An 18,293-nucleotide genomic window follows, 5' to 3' on the forward strand; every position below is an offset into this window, starting at 1 on the left:
GGGGTGCCGGATTCAAGATGTTTTCGATGTCTCTTCTTTCTGGGGAGCGCGTAGCCGGGACTGAATCTCTTCCACGCGACCACGGGTGAGCGGGTAAAACCACATCGACAGGATAGCCAGACTCAAAAACACCATCGGAATAGCCAGATAGGCAATACGCACCTTGAGCAGGGTATCAGCCGGCAGCATGGTTTCCTGTCCGACTACACCGGCCCAGGCCAGCAGGGCACCACTGCCGAGTGCGACGATGCCGATGGCGGTTTTGTAAACCAGTGCGAACACCGCACTGTAGACACCTTCACGGCGATGACCTGTGTTCAGTTCATCCTCATCACAGATATCAGCCGCAAATGAGCCGTTGACCGCCCAGCAGGCGCACAGGCCCCATGCCGCTACAACGACAGGGATAATCTGTAGCCACGGGTTTTCCGGTGTGAACAGCCACCAGCTGGAGGCATAACCGGTAATAGAAATGCTGAGGCCGGTGAACAGGATGGTCTTTTTGTCGACGCGTTGGCTGGCCCACGAAATCAGCGGCATGGCGAGAAACTGGCCGGTGACCTGAATGACTGTCATCACACCGCCAATTTCAGCCGCCAGCATTTTATCTCCTTCGCAGACATAATAGATGCCGATATAGGTCATGAAGGGGAGCGCGAAGAACAGCCCCATGAACACTGAGAAGACTGAGCCCATCAGCATGCGGAAACTTCTGTTCACTGCGGTGAGTTTGATGGCTTTGAACAGGGAGAGATGATTTTTCTTTTTCTCGCTTTCGGCAAATCGTTCACGGCACAACAGGGCTGGAAGTATCGTTGATATCAAAACCAGCAGGCCGATACAGATGCCGACCAGCCGTACGCCCAGCACTTCATCGCCGCCCAGCCATGCACCGGCTATTTGTGACCAGAGATAGAGATAACCCACAAGCAGGCTGGCACAGAACGAGGCGACCAGACGGTAGATCTGCAGATTGGTGCGCTCGGCATAATCATCTGTCAGCTCGATACCGAGGCCGGAGTAGGGAATAACGAAAACCGAGAAGCTGAAATAGAACATCAGGCAAACCAGTGCAAAAGCCACGAACATCTGCAGCGATGACCAGGAAGTAATACCGAACTGGTGCAGCGCTGATATGTCCAGCAGATCGGCTGTTGGCAGAATACGCAGTGATGTGGTGATTTCAGCATTATTGCTATCAATGGTCTCTGCTGTGGTAACCATGACTGATTGCGCTGTCTGCCAGTTTTCAGGCGTGAAGATCAGTTGCCGGGGTTCTATCGCCAGGTGCATAGCTACGGCTCCGTTGTTCACTTGTTCAATGCTGAAACTGGTGGCTGATTCGGGTGCCTTGCGCAGCATTACATCGAAAACGGCGGAAGTTGTATCGGGTGCAAGCCGGATATCCTTAGTGCTGACCACGTACCATGACAGCGTGTCTGTTAGCACCTTGCTGGATGCCGCCGGGCTCTGAGTTACGGATTCCGATTGCAGGTGGACCGTAACCAGTCTGGGCAGTTGCGGCGTAAGCGTTGGCAGGAACCAGACTGCAGAAAAAAACAGTGTCATCAGAATAGAGCCGACAAACATCCAGGGTCTGCGTCGTCCCCAGCGTGAACGGGTATTGTCCGTCAGGTTACCTATGATCGGATCAACAATGGCATCAATAATACGCGACAGGGCCATAGCCAGGCCGATGGCCAGCGTGCTGAAGCCCAGAGCTACATTAAAGATCGGAAACACCAGCGACAGAATGGCGGAGTTGGCGATATTTTCACCGAAGCCGCCAACGCCCCAGGAGAGCTTGGTTTTTACCGGTAGCTTGCCGGCTACAACTGCTGCGTCAGCCTTTTTATCTTCTTCGGCCAAGGTTTAGTTGCCGGCCTTGAGATGATCGATCAGCGCCTGAGCCGTAGTAAAACAGAGGCCTGTCACTGTATCGGCACAACCATAATAGATGGCGATTCGGCCACTGGCAGCATCCGTGAGCGCCGCGCAGGGGAAGGTTACATTGGGAACATCACCCACACACTCATATTGCTCCCACGGCGCAATCAGGAAATTTTTGGAACGGTGGATCACTTTCCATGGCTCATCCAGATCAAGCAGAGCAGCACCAAAGCTATACACAAAACCGTTACAGGAGGTGAGAACACCGTGGTAAATCATTAACCAGCCTTCGCTGGTTTCAATCGGGATGGGGCCTGCACCGATCTTGGTGGACTGCCAGCCATCGCTAGTAGCCATGACATGGCGATGGCAGCCCCAGTGCTGCATGTCCGGGCTTTGACTGAGAAAAATGTCTCCGAATGGCGTATGCCCGTTATCACTAGGGCGGGAGAGCATCATATACTTGCCGCCAACCTTGCGCGGAAACAGAACTCCGTTGCGATTGAAAATCAGAAATGCATTTTCGAGCTGATGGAAGGTTTTAAAATCTTTCGTCCATGCCACACCGATGGTCGGGCCGTGATAACCATTACACCAGGTGACGTAATAGCGATCTTCAATCCATACCACGCGCGGGTCATAACCATATTCCCAACCACTCACTTCAGGATCTTCATGGATAAACTGAATGCGCTCGGGGTTAATCTTCCAGTTGATGCCATCATCACTGAAACCGGCATGGATCTGCATCTCACGCGCCGTGGAGTCACAGCGAAAGACGCCGGCAAATTTGCCGTTAAATGCTACTGCAGCACTGTTGAACGTACTGTTGGCACCGACAAACGGATTTCTCGGTATAATCGGGTTATTGCTGTAACGCCAGACCACATCAGGGCATCCCAGTGGTTTGTCCTGCCAGGGTATATTGGCTAAAGCGTCTCCGATGATCTTCACTTCGCTCATCTGTATCCCCCCCCCCTTAAAGCCTGAGATTGTATGCGAATCAAGACTAGCCCGAGTCGAAGCCAAATGAAATGAAGTCGGTTATGCTTCGCCCATGACAACAGCATTAGCCAGTGAAACTCCGGTTTCCATTTCACATTATGAATTCGATACCATGCTCACGTTTGCCCGGAACGTGTTTCAGTTGAAAGATAATTCCGCCTACTTGCAGGCTTTGTCAGCGGCACTACCTGAAACAGCCCTGATTAAAACGGCATGGCCCAGTGTTTTGATGGGTTATGATTTTCATCTTACCCCTGATGGCCCGAAACTCATTGAAATCAACAATAATGCCGGTGGTCTGTATATCGGGCAGGGGCGCTGGATACCGCAACCCGAGATTGCCGAACTGGATGGGACGCTGGAACAGCGATTGATTGAAATGTTTCATAGTGATTGGACGACTATTGCCATTATGGATGAAGATGTGACCGGTCAATTCATGTATCCGGAGATGCAGGCTTATGCCGAACTGTTCGAAAAAGATGGTCGTCATGTGGTGCTTGTCAGCCCTGAAGATTTAACGCTCAGCGATGATGGATTGTTTTTTAACGGCAAAAGAATTGACGCGATCTATAACAGACATACAGATTTTTATCTCGATACCGGTGTTATCTCCGATATTCGGATGGCCTATGAAAGAGGGCAGGTGGCGATCAATCCGCATCCGCGTTCCTATGCTCTGATTGGCGATAAATCGCGTATGGTGGACTGGTGGCGGGAAGGTTTGCTTGAAGCATGCATCGATAGTGATGCTGTTGAGAGTATCCGGGCAGTTACACCGCAAACACGTCAATTCTCTGAAATGGATGTTGAGCAGGCTTGGGAGGAGCGCAAACAGTGGGTATTTAAGCCGGCTGCCCGCCATGGTGGCAAGGGTGTTGTGCTGGGCAAAGCCATGAGTCGCAAGCGGTTTGAATCACTGGATAGGGAAGACACGATCGTACAGCAACTGGTTCCTGCATCGAAGGTGGAAGTTGAAGGATCGAGTATGAAATTCGATATTCGGTTTTACATGCACGGTGAAAAACTGATTGCCCTGGCCGGTCGCGTGTGGCGTGGTCAGGTGACCAATTTTCGCGAACCGGGCAGCGGCTGGGTTTCAATAAACATTGAATAATGAGCTGAGCATTGCATTGGTCGTACCCGTTCTGAATGAACGACGGGCTATCTCCGGCATGATCAAACATTTGTCGGCGCTTGATGCAGATGAGTTGATTATTGTCGATGGTGGTTCAAGCGATGGTACATGTGACATACTGGCTGCATCAGATGTTCGCTGGATAACGACAGGACCCGGAAGGGCCCGCCAGATGAATGCCGGGGCGTCCATATGCAAGAGTGATATTCTTCTTTTTATTCATGTGGATACACTTATATCTTCGAGTAATTTGATGGCTGTTGAAAAGGTGATGTGTGATGCAGCTTTTGTTGGTGGCCACTTTGACGTTACGCTTTCAGGCAGGAATGTCGCCTTTCGTATGATCGAGTGGATGATGAATCAGCGCTCTCGCCTGACCCGTATCAGTACGGGTGACCAGTGCCAGTTTGTTCGCCGTTCTCTGTTTGAAAGTATGGGTGGGTTTCCTGAGCTGGCTTTGATGGAAGACATCGCTTTTTCAACGCTGCTCAAGAGGCAGGGGAGAATCGCTTGCCTGAAAGAAAAGGTTATCACCAGTTCACGTCGTTGGGAGCAGCATGGTATTGCAAGGACTGTGTTACTGATGTGGAAATTACGCTTTTTATACTGGCTGAAGCGGCCGGCATCCGAGCTTGCGCTTGTTTACAGGAATGCCCGCTGATGAAGCTTGCTGGCATCAGGGTTGTGATTATGTGCAAGGCGCCGGTGAAAGGCCGGGTGAAAACCAGATTGATGACAGCTCTGTCTGCTGAGCATGCAACTGCAGTGCACGCAGCAATGGCTACAACCGTGATCGAGCGGACCAAACGCCTGTTTGATGATGTGGTGCTGGCTGCTGATGATATTAAACATCCGTTTTTTACATCTTTTGGATTGCCTGTGCTGTCACAGCATGAAGGCAATCTCGGTGATCGTATGCACAGGCAGGTGAGTCAGGCCTTTGAACAGGACACTCAGGCAGTATTGTTGCTGGGTACAGATTCTCCGCATATGCCTGATGCACGTTTACTGGATGCTGCCGCAGGCTTGCAAAGCCATGATGTTGTGCTCGGGTCGGTCGAAGACGGAGGTTATGATCTTATAGCGATGAATGCTGCGCATCCGGTCTTTGATGCTGTAGACTGGTCAACGCCGCAGGTGCTGCCACAGACGCTGAATCATATCCGTAGATTACAACTCACTTCAAAGTTGCTGGATGTCAGTTTTGATGTGGACCTGCCATCCGATATTGAACGGGCCAGAACAGCCGGCTGGCAGTATGCAGGTTTATAGCTGATTCGGCCGCTTTCTTGCTTCTAATTATTTTATGATTGCAGGCAATACCAATCCACTCCTTTATGACGCTTTGACCGGTTTGCCGAATCGCATGCTGCTAGAGGAGCGTATATCGTATGAAATTGAGGTGGCACAGCGCAATACCACCTCATTAGCATTGATCCACATTGATCCGTTTCCGTTCTCTGATATCAATAGTACGCTCGGTTTCGAGGTCGGTGATCAACTGCTGATCCAGTGTGCCGAGCGCCTCTCATCGGTGGTTCGTAAAGTTGATACTGCAGCTCACCTGACCGGTGATGAATTTGCCCTGTTGCTCCCAGATGCAGAACAGGAGGGGGTGCTCAATGTCTGTGATAAAATCATAAAAGGCTTTGAGGAGCCGTTTGAGGTGGAGGCTGAATCACTTTTTCTGGGACTGAATATGGGTATATCGATTTATCCCATTCACTGCTCATCAGCCTCAGAGATGATCAGAGGTGCCATGGTTGCTGCCAATGCGGCGAAAAAGAATAAGGAAACCACTTTTATCTATCACGGTAGCATGGCCAAACGCGCCAGTGATAATCTGAGAATATTCGGTGCACTGCGTAAAGCGATTCATGAGGGAGGGCTGGATCTGGTATATCAGCCGCAGGTGGATGTACAAAGCGGTGAATTAACCGGTGTGGAGGCCCTCTCACGCTGGAACGACCTGCATATATCTCCAGGCAGGTTCATTCCGGTTGCCGAAGCCACCGGTTTAATCCGTGATCTGACCCGTTGGATGATAAAGGAGTGCCTGTTTCAGGCAGCAGTATGGAAAAAAGCGGGATATCAGTTCCCATTGTCGATGAATGTGTCGGTCAGGGATCTTCTCAGTCCAAACCTGACCGATGATATCTGCCAGTGGCTTGAGGAATACAATCTGGCAGATTATCCATTAACCATTGAGGTGACGGAAAGCTCGGTGATGGAACACAGCCATCAGGCCATAGGTGCACTAAACAGATTGCGCCAGAAAGGCATGCAGGTTTCCATTGATGATTTCGGTACAGGTTACTCTTCGCTTGCCTATCTGAAGGATCTTCCCGCTAATGAGCTGAAAATAGATCAAAGCTTTATTGGCGGACTGGCTGGGCAGCCGGGAAACCAAAGGCTGGTTAAGGCCGTGATTGCACTTGCTCATGAATTCGGATTGAAGGTTGTGGCTGAAGGCGTGGAGCGTTCTGAAGAGCTCGATCTGTTGAGCCGGTACGGCTGTGATATCGCTCAGGGCTATTATCTGAGTGAGCCACTAGCCGGTGAGGAGCTTGTCAAATGGTACAAACTAAGGGACGGCAAAACTAAAAATATCCAATAAAAGTCTGAGTTTCCGAATGACTATTGGCTGTTTGATAAGATGATTCACCTTGCACCTTTTCCAGATAGCTTCCTCACGCTAGGGTTGGCGAACTGACGGGTGAGTCATCAACTTGCCCGTTTTCTGTGTCTGGAACCGGATCATCCGTTCAAGGAGTGAGAGAAGCGCATGCCACGTCGTAGTGATATTCAATCCATCATGATTTTAGGAGCAGGCCCCATTGTTATTGGTCAGGCCTGCGAGTTCGATTACTCAGGTGTTCAAGCCTGTAAAGCGCTCAAGGAGGAGGGCTTCCGGGTTATTCTGGTCAACTCCAATCCGGCAACGATTATGACTGACCCCGAATTTGCCGATGCAACATACATCGAGCCGGTTACCTGGGAAGTTGTAGCCAAGATTATCGAGAAAGAACGCCCTGATGCGATCCTGCCGACGATGGGCGGGCAGACGGCGCTGAACTGCGCACTGTCGCTGAACAAGCATGGTGTTCTGGATAAATTCGATGTTACATTGATCGGTGCGCAACCGGATGCGATTGATAAAGCGGAAGATCGTGAACGCTTCAAGCATGCCATGGATCATATCGGTCTGGAGATGGCACGCGGCGGTTTTGCTCACTCCATGCAGGAGGCACGTGATCTGGCTGCGGAGATCGGTTACCCGATTATTATCCGTCCATCTTTCACGCTGGGCGGCTCCGGTGGCGGAATCGCCTACAACCCAGACGAATTTGAACAGATTGCGGCATCCGGTCTTGATGCATCACCAACCGATGAGGTTCTGATAGAAGAGTCGATTATCGGCTGGAAAGAGTACGAGATGGAAGTCATGCGCGATCATGCGGACAACTGCGTGATTATCTGCTCGATTGAAAACCTCGATCCTATGGGCGTGCATACCGGCGACTCGATTACAGTTGCCCCAGCCCAGACCCTGACCGATAAAGAATATCAGCGTATGCGCGATGCCTCGATTGATATTCTGCGTGAAATCGGTGTGGAAACTGGCGGCTCCAATGTTCAATTCGCAGTGAATCCTAAAGATGGCCGATTGATTGTGATTGAAATGAATCCGCGTGTGTCGCGTTCTTCTGCGCTGGCCTCCAAGGCCACTGGTTTCCCGATTGCCAAAATCGCAGCCAAGCTGGCTGTCGGATATACGCTGGATGAAATCCGCAACGACATTACCGGCGAAACCTGGGCTGCATTTGAACCGACCATTGATTATGTTGTCACCAAATTGCCACGTTTTGCTTTTGAAAAGTTTCCGGGTGCGGATGCCCGCCTGACCACACAGATGAAATCTGTGGGTGAAGTGATGGCCATAGGCCGCTCATTTACCGAATCACTGGGCAAAGCGATGCGCGGTCTTGAAACCGGCTCCTGTGGATTCGATAAGTCTGTGCCGGAAGATGTGGACGAAGATCAGTTTCTGCAGGAAAAACTGGGCATTCCGGGAGCTGAGCGTTTGTGGTGGGTTGGTGAGGCACTGCGTGCCGGCTGGTCTGAAGAGCGCGTATTTGATGTGACAAAAATCGATCCGTGGTTTATCCGTGAAATCACCGTCATGATTCTGCTGGAAGCAACTCTGTGTGGTCGTGATGCAGCGTCACTTACGGCGGATGAGTGGCGTGAAGCCAAACGCGAAGGTTTGTCCGACATGCGTCTGGCTGAACTGCTGGTCACGGATGAATTGACTGTACGCAAAACACGACAGGCTGCAGGTGTGAATCCGGTTTTCAAGCGTGTGGATACCTGTGCCGCTGAGTTTGAAGCGCATACGCCTTATCTGTATTCAGCCTATGAAGAAGAGTGTGAAGCGCGTCCTACCGATGCGAAGAAGGTTATGGTGCTTGGTGGTGGTCCGAACCGGATTGGTCAGGGTATCGAGTTTGATTACTGCTGTGTGCATGCTGCCTTTGCATTGTCTGATGACGGGTATGAAACCATTATGGTCAACTGCAACCCGGAAACTGTATCCACGGATTACGATACATCTGATCGCCTCTATTTCGAGCCACTGACATATGAAGATGTAATGGCCATTGTTGATGTTGAAAAACCCTATGGCGTGATTGTGCAGTTCGGTGGTCAGACACCACTGAAACTAGCTGAATCACTGGAAGCTGCCGGTGTACCGATTATCGGTACCAGCCCGGATATGATAGATCTGGCTGAAGATCGCGAGCGTTTCCAGCAACTGCTGAATGACTTGAAATTGAAACAGCCTGAAAATGGTACTGCCCGATCTACCGAAGAGGCCGTTACCGTCGCCAGTGAAATCGGTTATCCGGTTGTGGTGCGTCCATCCTACGTGCTCGGTGGCCGTGCGATGCAGATCGTACATAATGAGAAAGGTCTGCTGCGTTATATGAAAGAGGCTGTTCAGGCATCTCCAGACCATCCTGTTTTGCTGGATCGTTTCCTTAATCAGGCTATTGAACTTGATGTCGATGCTCTGGCCGATGGCACACGCGTAGTGATCGGCGGCATTATGGAACATATTGAAGAGGCGGGAGTACATTCCGGTGATTCTGCCTGCTGCCTGCCACCGCACTCGATTTCCGATGATATCATCAGCGAGGTGATTCGTCAGACCAAGGCGCTCGGGTTGGCACTGAATGTAAAAGGACTGCTGAATATCCAGTTCGCCATTCAGGGCGAAACAATTTATGTGCTGGAAGTGAATCCGCGTGCATCGCGTACGGTTCCATTTGTTTCCAAAGCAACGGGCAAACCTTTGGCCAAAATTGCTGCACGTATCATGGCTGGTCAGTCACTGGATGAACAAGGCATTGATGAGATTTCTCAGCCGAAAGACTTCCTGGCTGTGAAAGAGGCTGTATTCCCGTTTGTGAAGTTCCGCGGTGTTGACCCTCTGCTTAGCCCTGAAATGAAATCCACCGGTGAGGTGATGGGCATTGCAACCAGCTTTACGGCTGCCTTTTCCAAGGCCCAGCTCGGTGGTGGTGTGAGATTGCCCGAAGATGGCTGTGCCTTTATCTCGGTGCGAGAACCCGATAAGCGTGCTGCAGTTGAAATTGGTCGCCTGCTTGCCGATGCCGGATTCAAATTGCTAGCCACAAGCGGTACGCATAAAGCTATGGTTGATGCAGGTGTGACTGCTGAAAAGGTTGCTAAAGTTACAGATGGTGTGCGTCCGCATATTGTCGACCGTCTATTAAACGATGAAGTGAATCTGATTGTAAATACCACAGAGGGTGAGCAGACGATTAAGGATTCCAAATCCATCCGTCAGGCGACTCTGGACCGGGGCATTGCCTATTACACAACCATGGCCGGTGGCCTGGCTGCTGCACAGGCGATTGCTGGTCATTCAGATGTTACAGCTGTGAAAAGTATTCAGGAATATCATAAGGGGTAAAAAAGCATGGAACGTGTTCCAATGACAAAGCAGGGCGCAGTGAGTCTGCGTGAGCTGCTTGAATATCTGAAAGGGGAAAAACGCCACAAAATCGTTGCTGCAATTGAAGAAGCGCGCGCGCATGGTGACCTTTCCGAGAATGCCGAATACCATGCTGCCAAGGAAGAGCAGGGTATGAATGAGGCGCGTGTTTCCGATCTGGAAGACAAGCTGGCGCGTGCGCACATTATTGATCCATCCACGATCACTGCGGAGAAAGTTGTATTTGGTGCGACGATTGAATTGATCGACATGAATGAAGGTACGGAAATCACCTATCAGATTGTTGGTGTGGATGAGGCCAATATTGAGGCTGGCAAGGTGTCCATTACCTCTCCTATTGCACGTTCTCTGATCGGTAAGGAAGAAGGCGATGTTGCTGTAGTGCAGGCACCAGGCGGTGAACGTGAGTATGAGATTCAGTCGATTGAGTATGTCTGATTTTTGTGGATACGGTGTCGGACTTCCTGTCCTCCACCTTGGACGACCTTCAAAAAGTGTGATTTTTGAAGCTCTCACTAAAGCCGCCCATCCATGGGCGGTAGGGAGTTCATTGAATGAGGGTTGATTGCATTCGTATGGGTTCGGTTCGACTCTGCCTGGCGCTGATGCTCGGGCTTCTCGTGGTGCCGGGTTATGTGGTTGCACCTGTGTTGTTTGCCAAGGCGGGCAGCGTTTCACTGGCCGGCTCTCTGGCTGGCGATATCTTTCATCTGGCTAATATGGCTATCATATTTCTGGCGGCAGCCGTTTTGGTATTCTGGTTGCGCATGCAGAAATCCGGTGCCTTAATCGGTCGATTGCGCTGGATACTGTTACTGCTTCTTGCAGCGCTGATCATGGGTAATGAATTTGCTGTCTCCCCGGTGCTGGCTGATTTGAAAGCGCAACTGGGGCCAATGGATCAGGTTGCAGACGACAATCCGCAGCGTAAACTGTTTGGCATGTGGCATGGTATCAGCGCTCTGATTCATCTGGTTGCAGCAATTTCTGCTGCGGCATTGGTTGCACTCGGAGGACGGGCACCGTCCAAGGATACATGTCCGTCTTAAAAGAGTGGTTGCAAAAACGTCTGGCAGACACCGAACTGGTGATGCTGCTGGGTTCTCTGCTGGTTATTTTTATTTTACTTGTTCTGCTGGGGCCTATTCTGGCTCCGGTAATGCTGGCTATAGCGCTGGCTTATGTGTTTGATGGCATAGTTGAACTGTTGGTGCGCTGCAGGTTGCCGCGTATGTTGGCTATAGCTGTGACCGGTGGCGGTGTGATGTTGATGCTGCTGGTGACACTGCTGGCTATTTTACCGCTTCTGAGCGAGCAGATAGGCCGTCTGGTCTCCCGCGCACCACAGTATTTGCAATCCATCCGGGAGATGTTTCAGCAGGCACAGACCAATCATGCGGAATGGATCAATCCTGCCTATGTTCAGAAGATTATTGCCGCAACTGCAGCGCAATTACAGGAGTGGGGCGGCGCACTGCTGTCGTTTTCCATCGCATCGATTCCGGGTATGATTACCTTGCTGGTATATGCCGTTCTGGTACCGGTAATGGTGTTCTTTTTTCTCAAGGATAAGGAAAAAATCATAGTCTGGGGGCAGCAGTTTTTACCGACTGAACGTTCCTTGCTGCAACGGGTCTGGTTGGAACTTGATATTCAGATTGGTAACTATATCCGGGGCAAGTTCTGGGAAGCGTTCATTGTTGGTATTGCCATGTGGATGGTTTTCTGGTGGATGGGCCATGAATATGCACTGCTGCTTGGCGTATTAACCGGTATATCGGTCTGGATTCCATTTGTCGGGGCTGCAGTAGTGACCATACCGGTGATTCTACTCTCTTTTTTCCAGTGGGGCTGGACGGATACGATGGCATATAGCGTTCTCGCCTATGGCATCGTGCAGGCGATAGATGCCAACGTGATAGTGCCATGGCTGTTTTCTGAAATTGTAAACCTGCATCCGATTGCAATCATTGTTGCTATTTTGATGTTCGGAGCACTGTGGGGCATCATCGGAGTGATCGTTGCCATTCCGATGGCGGCACTGGTGAAAAGTGTAGTCTCTATTGTACTGGAGCGACGTCAGGTTTTCTCAATCAGCAAGGATAGCTGATTGACAGCAGCAGGGTGCCTTTTAGGGTGCAGCAGCTTTGGGTATCCATGGCTGACAGGCCAATAGTTTCATCGAATGATGCGGGGATGATTGAATGACTGATAAAACTGAAGATAAAACTCCAGTGAAGCAAGAGGATCAGTCTGCTTTTGAAGCAGAAATGGAAGAACTGAAACGCGAGATGCGTTCGGCCAAATGGGTCGAGTGGGCGGAGAACAATCAGAAGACCCTGATGCTTGCTGCCGGAGTTCTGATTGCCGTGTTGATGGCAGGTGGCTTGTGGATTGAGAATGATAAAGCACAACGGGCAACGGCAGGCGCAATGTATCAGCAGGCTGCGAATGCTACTGATCGCACAGAGAAACAGGCATTGATGGAAGGGCTGCTGAAAGATTTCGGATCAAGTTCTTATGGCGCACTGGCACTGATGCAGTTGGCAAATGTTGATATTGCAAATCGTGAGACCCACCTGAAAGCGTTGATGGCTCATCCGTCCGCCATGCAAGAGTGGGTCTGGGAAGCCAGACTTGATCTGGCTGCGCTGAAGATTGAGCAGGGTGATAATGCTGCGGCCATGCAGCAGCTGGAGGGGCAGTTCGGTACGCAATACCAGCAGCTTCGCCATTACCTGATGGCTCAGGCATCAGAAGATGCGGCAGAAAAGCAAAAGCATCTGCAGCAATCACTGGATGCTTCACCTGTTGATAATAATTTAAAACAGAAAGTCGAATCACTGCTGGCCAAGAAAGTATCCTGATGGAGAAACATCTGCATTTAAAACAGCTACTGTCGGTTGTGTTGTGCTCCCTGTCGCTGACAGCCTGCTCAACGATGTCTTCCTGGTTTGAGGATGACGAGAGCGAGCCGATTGTAAAAGCAGCACCTGTAGCCGTAGAAAGCGCCGTAGAAGGTGGAATTACTATCGACTGGCGCGTGGATCTGGATCAACGGCAGCCTGCTTCTGTATCCGGTTTCAGCCTGCCGCTGGTATATAAAACAACTCAGGGCCACAAGATCGTTGCAGGGGCTCAGGATAAGCGCGTTAGAATTTACAGTGCCGGTGGTTCTGAACTGAATCGTGTTGCGCTGGCAGCGGCCAGTGAATCAGGAGCACTTCAGCTCGCGGGTGGCCTCGTCGTTATCGGTGATATTGAAGGTGGCCTGTACGGTATCGATATAGAGAAGGGTGAAGTCAGCTGGAAAGTTGAGCTCTCTTCTTCATTTGTCGGTTCCCCTGTTGCCATTGATGGGGACTTTATTGTTCAGACTGATGACAATCAGGTTTATCGATTCAGTGCGGCCGGAGAAAAATTGTGGAGTTATTCAGGTAGCTCGGGCGGTTTGACGATGCAGTTGAGCCCGTCACCGGTGGTTTATAAGAATCGTGTCTATGTTGCTATGAATAACGGTGAAATCGTTGCGCTTAAAGCTGATCATGGCGGTTTTTTGTGGACACGACAGTTGCTGCTTAATAACAGCGCCTCTGTGCTCAGTGAACTGAAAGTACCGGTTGCAACTCCAACGGTTGTACCCGTTGAAGATTCCGGTCGTGATGAAGATACGCTGCTTGTGCCGATTTTTCAGGGTGAAATGGTCTTCTTGTCATTGCTCGATGGCAGTACTTTGAACAGCCGCTCCATTTCAATCAAATCACCGGCATTGTTAAAAAACAGGCGTTTATATATTGCTGATTCTGCAGGTGCAGTAAGCGCACTTGATGCAGCCAGTGGTGAAACATTATGGAAACAGCAAGTCTCTTCAGGTGAACTGACCGGACCGGTCTCGTGGCAGGGAGAGCTGTGGGTCGCCAATGACCAGGGCAAGGTATATCGCCTGAGTGAAGACGGTATGATTAAAGGTGGTCTGGTTCTCACCGGACGCATTGATCGTACACCTGTGATAACTGATAACGGCGTGCTGGTTCGTAATAATCTCGGCACCCTGTACCTGTTACATTGAAATCGATTCCGGCAGGTGATTTGTGACTACAACTTTTCGTGAAATCGCTGTCGGAAGACTGCCTGTTATTGCTATTGTCGGTCGTCCTAATGTAGGTAAATCCACCTTGTTCAACCGTATAGTGGGTAAACGTACGGCAATCGTGGGTGATCGCCCGGGCGTAACTGTCGACAGGCTGGAAACAGAATGCCTGATCGGTGAACAGCAGGTTGTTCTGGTTGATACCGGCGGGATTGGTGAGGGAACGCATGATGTTATGCAGCCTGCGATTGATGCACAGGTGGAAGCTGCGCTTGCTATTGCTGATATTGTCCTGTTTGTTACTGATGCCCAGGCAGGTTGTACGCCGGTGGATGAGGCCATAGCCAACAAGCTGCGTCGCCATCAGATTCCTGTCTTTTTAGTTGTAAATAAAGCCGAGAAACCGAATTTAGAGCTGGACTTTTATGGCCTCGGCATGGGTGATCCTATCTCGATTTCCGCATCGCACGGTAATGGTGTGAAAGAATTCATTGCTGAGCTTGGTGGTAAACTTCCTGCGGTCAGAGAGAGTGAAGAGCACGATAGTCCGATTGCCAGTATTGCCGTGATTGGTCGTCCGAACGTGGGTAAATCTACACTGATCAATGCCTGGCTGGGGCGTGACCGTATGGTGGTCAGTAATATTGCAGGCACAACACGTGATGCAATTGACAGTGAATTGGCTTATGGCGATGGATATATTCGCCTTGTTGATACAGCAGGTCAGCGCAAACATGGCCGTATCGCGGATATCATCGAATTCGTTGCCCGCGTTAAAGCTGTACAGGCATTCAAACGTGCTGATACGGCGGTTATGGTGCTCGATGGTTCAGAAGGTGTGGTTGAGCAGGATATGCGTTTGATGCAACTGGCTTTTGATGAAGGCTGTGCATTAATTATAGCAGTGAATAAACTCGACCTGATCTCCGAAGAAGAGTGGAAACATTATGTTGAACGCCTTGATTTCCGTATGCGTGGATTTCCAGAAATTCCAACATTCAGAATCACTGCCAAAACCGGCAAGGGTGTAAAACAGTTGCTTGGTAAAGCTGTTTATTCGGCCAAACTCAATCGCTTTGAATTGGGTACTGGGGCATTGAACAGATGGCTGTCGGAAACTCAGGAGGCGCAGCATCCACCCAGTGATAATGGTGCGGCAGTTAAACTGAAATACGCATCACAAATTGCCAGCTCACCGCCGAGTATTAAAATTTTCTGTAATCGCCCCAAAGGACTGAAAACGAGTTACCGGAAGTATCTGGAGCAATCATTCCGCAAAACATTCAAGTTAGTCGGAGTACCGATTCGTTTCAGTTTTTCTGCCAGCAGTAATCCGTATGCTCCGGAGAAAAAACGTTAGGCATGCGAAGCTTTGAGGAGACGCGCACCATAGCTTGCTCAGCAGCGACGATGTTCGATGTCGTGATGGATATAGATGCTTATCCGAGCTTTCTTCCCTGGGTGGCTGGTTCAACGGTATTGACAAGGGATGAGGGTGAACTGACCGCCGAGTTGGTGGCAGATCTGGCTGGTTCGCGTCACAGTTTTAAAACGATTGACCGCTTTATTGCCAATAAATTGATAGAAATCCGCTTGCTTGAAGGACCATTTCGTTTCCTGGAAAGCATTTGGACATTCGAACCCTTGAGCGAAGAGCAGTGCCGGGTTCATTTCTCTATCGAATTCGAATTCCGCAGTATGATGGTTGATATTGTGGCCAGTCCTATTTTTGCAACGGCATGTAAATCCATGGTGCAGGCCTTTGAGAAGCGTGCCACGGAATTGAAAGGTATCTGATGCACGTATCCGTCATTTATGCACTTGCTCAAGAGCAGTTTATTGAAGAGCTCGATATTGCCGAAGGCTCAACGGCCGAGGATGCAGTACGCATGTCAGGCCTGCTTGAAAAGCATCCTGATATTGATCTGACAGTTAATAAGCTGGGGATTTATGCGAAGCTGGTCAAAGCTGACCAGGTATTGCGCAGTGGTGATCGGGTAGAGATTTATCGCCCCCTGCCTCGCAAACCCCGCAATGCCCATGCTGCTGATGACAAAAAAGCCCGTATTCGTGCCAAAAAAGAACGTGTTGCTGAAGAGGGTTCATCAACAAAAAGCGAATAAGTGTCAGCATGACTTGTTTTGATGAAGATACTACTTGCGCTTTATATGTTTCATTTTACCATAAAGAAGTCTTCAGGAGGGGTTATGACAGTTTCAGAAGTGATTGCTCAAATCAAAGAGGGAAAGAGTCTGGCTGGTGCGGATTTAACCGGTCTGGATTTCTCGAGTCAGGATCTGTCCGGAGCTGATTTATCAGGAGCAAATCTGAGCGGTTGTAACTTTTCCGGTGCGAATCTCTCAGGTGCCGATATCAGAGGCGCAAACCTGAATGGAGCAACTCTGATCAATACAAACCAGAACGGCACCAAAATCGATCTGCAACGCGTACTGTCGCGCATCAGCAGTGGCTGGACTATGGATGGTGTAGATCTGTCAGGTATGGATTTGTCCGGTCAGGATCTGCGTAATGCTAAAATCATTTATGCCAATTTGTCCGGTTGCAATCTGGAAGGTGCTGACCTACGTGGTGCAACCTTGAATGAATCCGATCTGTCGCTGGCCAATCTGACGGGTGCAGATTTCAGTGGCGCATCGCTCAAACGCGTTAACCTGACTCGCGCCAACCGTACGGGTGCTAAAATTCCAAAATCAGCCTTGAAGAAGGCTTATATCGCAGGAGCGACTGCTTACCGGTCGTAGTTTGCGCCACTTGCAGTGATTTAAAACCTCACCACTGCACCCATACTACTGGCGAAGCATGCGAATATTAGCCTTTACTTATATGTATGTTTATGTCATAACTCGCTGATGGTAAGAAGAGTTGCAGAAAATTTTGAACAACAGAAAAAGGTGCACAGTGCCATCATCAAGATTGTCGCAGGTATGTCTCTGGTCATGATTCTTCCTGCCGTACTGATTATCGGCGTCATTGTCAGCAATGGAAAACCTCTGGAAGTCGGTAAAAAAGCACCTGAATTCGGCTTGCTTGATCAGAATAATAATTATGTGAAAAACAGCGATTACAAAGGTGACTGGTGTCTGATCTACTTTTATAACGGCAACAGGCCTGATGGTCTTATGCAAGCCAGGCGTATAAAAGCGCACTACGATGAATTGCATAAGTTGCATTTACGACTGGTTGGAATCAGTTATGAATCGGTACCTGAACATCATGATTTTGCCGAGCAATTGCACCTGACGCATGATCTGTTGTCTGACCCTGAAGGGAATGTGATCAGTGAATACTCTGCTCACACATCGATGAATCAAATGGCCAAAAATATAGGTTATCTTCTTGATCAGCAGGGCATTATCAAAAAAGTATATCTGGAACTGGAGCCGGAATCTCAACTGCTCGCAGTTGAAAAGGATATGCGGGAACTGGCCAGTCTCTGACACGGGACCTGCCAGCGCTAATTCTTCGTTTTTCTGACCAAACCCTTACACAATTCGGAGATAGCCACCTGAGCAATTTCAGGATCGAACTGGCTTCCCGAATACTTTTCAAGTTGCTCCATACAGTATGAAATAGGACGTGCCCTTCGATATGAGCGGTTCTGGGTCATAGCATCAATGGCTTCAGATATTGCAATCAGTCGGGCACCCAGGGGGATACCCTCACCGTGCAGTCCATCCGGATAGCCTGAGCCGTCCCAGCGTTCTCCATGATGCAGAATCATTTCCCTTTCAGCTGCAAGTGACTTGATCGGAGCGAGTATATTTGCTGCGACTGCCGGTGTTTCATTGATAACATTTCGTTCAGAAGGAGTGAAATTCCCGGGTTTAAATAAAACTGCATCGGGGATACCGACCATGCCGATATCATGTAACAGTGCCGCTCTACTGACTTGCCCGAGAAACTCACTGTCCAGTTTCATTATTTTTCCGAAACGCACAGCAATATGGCTGACACGAACAGAATGATCTTTTGTGAATGTATCTCTGGTTTCCAGAATCCCGACCAGTGCGATCAGCGCTTCAGATACATTGTCCTCGCCGGTCATTTTATCGCTCATTCACAATGCTCCATGCTTATATTGAGCAATATTATATCAATGCATGCTT

Annotated in this window: 18 protein-coding genes; 15 read left to right on the top strand and 3 right to left on the bottom strand. The window is 49.8% G+C overall.

The features are described from left to right. Positions 1-12: 12 nt before the first annotated feature. Both MMIC_RS03995 and MMIC_RS04000 read right to left on the bottom strand, forming a co-directional pair. Complete coding sequence (locus tag MMIC_RS03995) at positions 13-1,869, bottom strand: MFS transporter (protein ID WP_072659168.1); 1,857 nt, start codon at positions 1,867-1,869, stop codon at positions 13-15. 3 nt (positions 1,870-1,872) lie between these two features. Then, entirely contained in the window at positions 1,873-2,853 is a 981-nt protein-coding gene (locus tag MMIC_RS04000; protein ID WP_072659169.1) for a glycoside hydrolase family 130 protein, read from the bottom strand. Positions 2,854-2,947: 94 nt separating this feature from the next. Between MMIC_RS04000 and MMIC_RS04005 the strand changes: the two genes are divergently transcribed. The 15 genes from MMIC_RS04005 (at position 2,948) to MMIC_RS04075 (ending at position 17,624) form a co-directional block, all read left to right on the top strand. Continuing rightward, positions 2,948-4,012: an ATP-grasp domain-containing protein gene (locus MMIC_RS04005; protein ID WP_072659170.1), complete on the top strand. Its 1,065-nt coding sequence runs from the start codon at positions 2,948-2,950 to the stop codon at positions 4,010-4,012. Next, the gene (locus MMIC_RS04010) at positions 4,005-4,694 is read left to right on the top strand and encodes a TIGR04283 family arsenosugar biosynthesis glycosyltransferase (RefSeq protein WP_227819346.1); all 690 of its coding nucleotides are present in this window, start codon (positions 4,005-4,007) and stop codon (positions 4,692-4,694) included. Before MMIC_RS04005 ends, MMIC_RS04010 begins: the two co-directional genes overlap by 8 nt. Then, positions 4,694-5,305 carry a TIGR04282 family arsenosugar biosynthesis glycosyltransferase gene (locus MMIC_RS04015; protein ID WP_227819347.1) on the top strand — a complete coding sequence of 204 codons (612 nt, stop codon included), beginning with the start codon at positions 4,694-4,696 and terminating at the stop codon, positions 5,303-5,305. The genes MMIC_RS04010 and MMIC_RS04015 overlap by 1 nt, the downstream gene beginning before the upstream one ends. 34 nt (positions 5,306-5,339) lie before the next feature. Then, positions 5,340-6,650, top strand: coding sequence for a putative bifunctional diguanylate cyclase/phosphodiesterase (locus MMIC_RS04020; protein ID WP_072659171.1), 1,311 nt, complete (start codon positions 5,340-5,342; stop codon positions 6,648-6,650). 168 nt (positions 6,651-6,818) lie between these two features. Then, on the top strand, positions 6,819-10,034 hold the full coding sequence (gene carB / locus MMIC_RS04025) for a carbamoyl-phosphate synthase large subunit (protein WP_072659172.1): 3,216 nt from the start codon (positions 6,819-6,821) through the stop codon (positions 10,032-10,034). Positions 10,035-10,040: 6 nt separating this feature from the next. Next, positions 10,041-10,514, top strand: a complete 474-nt coding sequence (gene greA, locus MMIC_RS04030; RefSeq protein ID WP_072659173.1) for a transcription elongation factor GreA — start codon at positions 10,041-10,043, stop codon at positions 10,512-10,514. A 116-nt stretch (positions 10,515-10,630) separates the two neighbouring features. After that, positions 10,631-11,125: a DUF4149 domain-containing protein gene (locus tag MMIC_RS04035; RefSeq protein ID WP_072659174.1), complete on the top strand. Its 495-nt coding sequence runs from the start codon at positions 10,631-10,633 to the stop codon at positions 11,123-11,125. Beyond that, positions 11,113-12,186 (top strand): AI-2E family transporter, encoded by a 1,074-nt coding sequence (locus MMIC_RS04040; RefSeq protein WP_072659175.1) that lies wholly within the window; start codon positions 11,113-11,115, stop codon positions 12,184-12,186. Before MMIC_RS04035 ends, MMIC_RS04040 begins: the two co-directional genes overlap by 13 nt. Positions 12,187-12,280: 94 nt before the next feature. Continuing rightward, a complete protein-coding gene (locus MMIC_RS04045) occupies positions 12,281-12,943 on the top strand; it encodes a tetratricopeptide repeat protein (RefSeq protein WP_072659176.1) in 663 nt (220 codons plus the stop codon). Between the two features lie 74 nt (positions 12,944-13,017). Further along, entirely contained in the window at positions 13,018-14,145 is a 1,128-nt protein-coding gene (locus MMIC_RS04050) for an outer membrane protein assembly factor BamB family protein (protein ID WP_227819348.1), read from the top strand. A 22-nt stretch (positions 14,146-14,167) separates the two neighbouring features. After that, positions 14,168-15,526 carry a ribosome biogenesis GTPase Der gene (der, locus tag MMIC_RS04055; protein WP_072659178.1) on the top strand — a complete coding sequence of 453 codons (1,359 nt, stop codon included), beginning with the start codon at positions 14,168-14,170 and terminating at the stop codon, positions 15,524-15,526. A gap of 2 nt (positions 15,527-15,528) precedes the next feature. Continuing rightward, complete coding sequence (locus MMIC_RS04060) at positions 15,529-15,963, top strand: type II toxin-antitoxin system RatA family toxin (protein ID WP_072659179.1); 435 nt, start codon at positions 15,529-15,531, stop codon at positions 15,961-15,963. Beyond that, positions 15,963-16,289 (top strand): RnfH family protein, encoded by a 327-nt coding sequence (locus MMIC_RS04065; RefSeq protein WP_072659180.1) that lies wholly within the window; start codon positions 15,963-15,965, stop codon positions 16,287-16,289. Before MMIC_RS04060 ends, MMIC_RS04065 begins: the two co-directional genes overlap by 1 nt. 84 nt (positions 16,290-16,373) lie before the next feature. Beyond that, entirely contained in the window at positions 16,374-16,928 is a 555-nt protein-coding gene (locus tag MMIC_RS04070) for a pentapeptide repeat-containing protein (protein ID WP_072659181.1), read from the top strand. Between the two features lie 108 nt (positions 16,929-17,036). Continuing rightward, positions 17,037-17,624 carry a peroxiredoxin family protein gene (locus tag MMIC_RS04075; RefSeq protein WP_072659182.1) on the top strand — a complete coding sequence of 196 codons (588 nt, stop codon included), beginning with the start codon at positions 17,037-17,039 and terminating at the stop codon, positions 17,622-17,624. Between the two features lie 17 nt (positions 17,625-17,641). On the opposite strand, the gene MMIC_RS04080 is transcribed toward MMIC_RS04075, so the two are convergent. Continuing rightward, positions 17,642-18,244, bottom strand: coding sequence for an HD-GYP domain-containing protein (locus MMIC_RS04080; RefSeq protein WP_072659183.1), 603 nt, complete (start codon positions 18,242-18,244; stop codon positions 17,642-17,644). Positions 18,245-18,293: the final 49 nt, after the last annotated feature.

Source organism: Mariprofundus micogutta, assembly GCF_001895085.1.
In the GTDB taxonomy this organism is placed as follows: Bacteria; Pseudomonadota; Zetaproteobacteria; order Mariprofundales; family Mariprofundaceae; genus Mariprofundus; species Mariprofundus micogutta.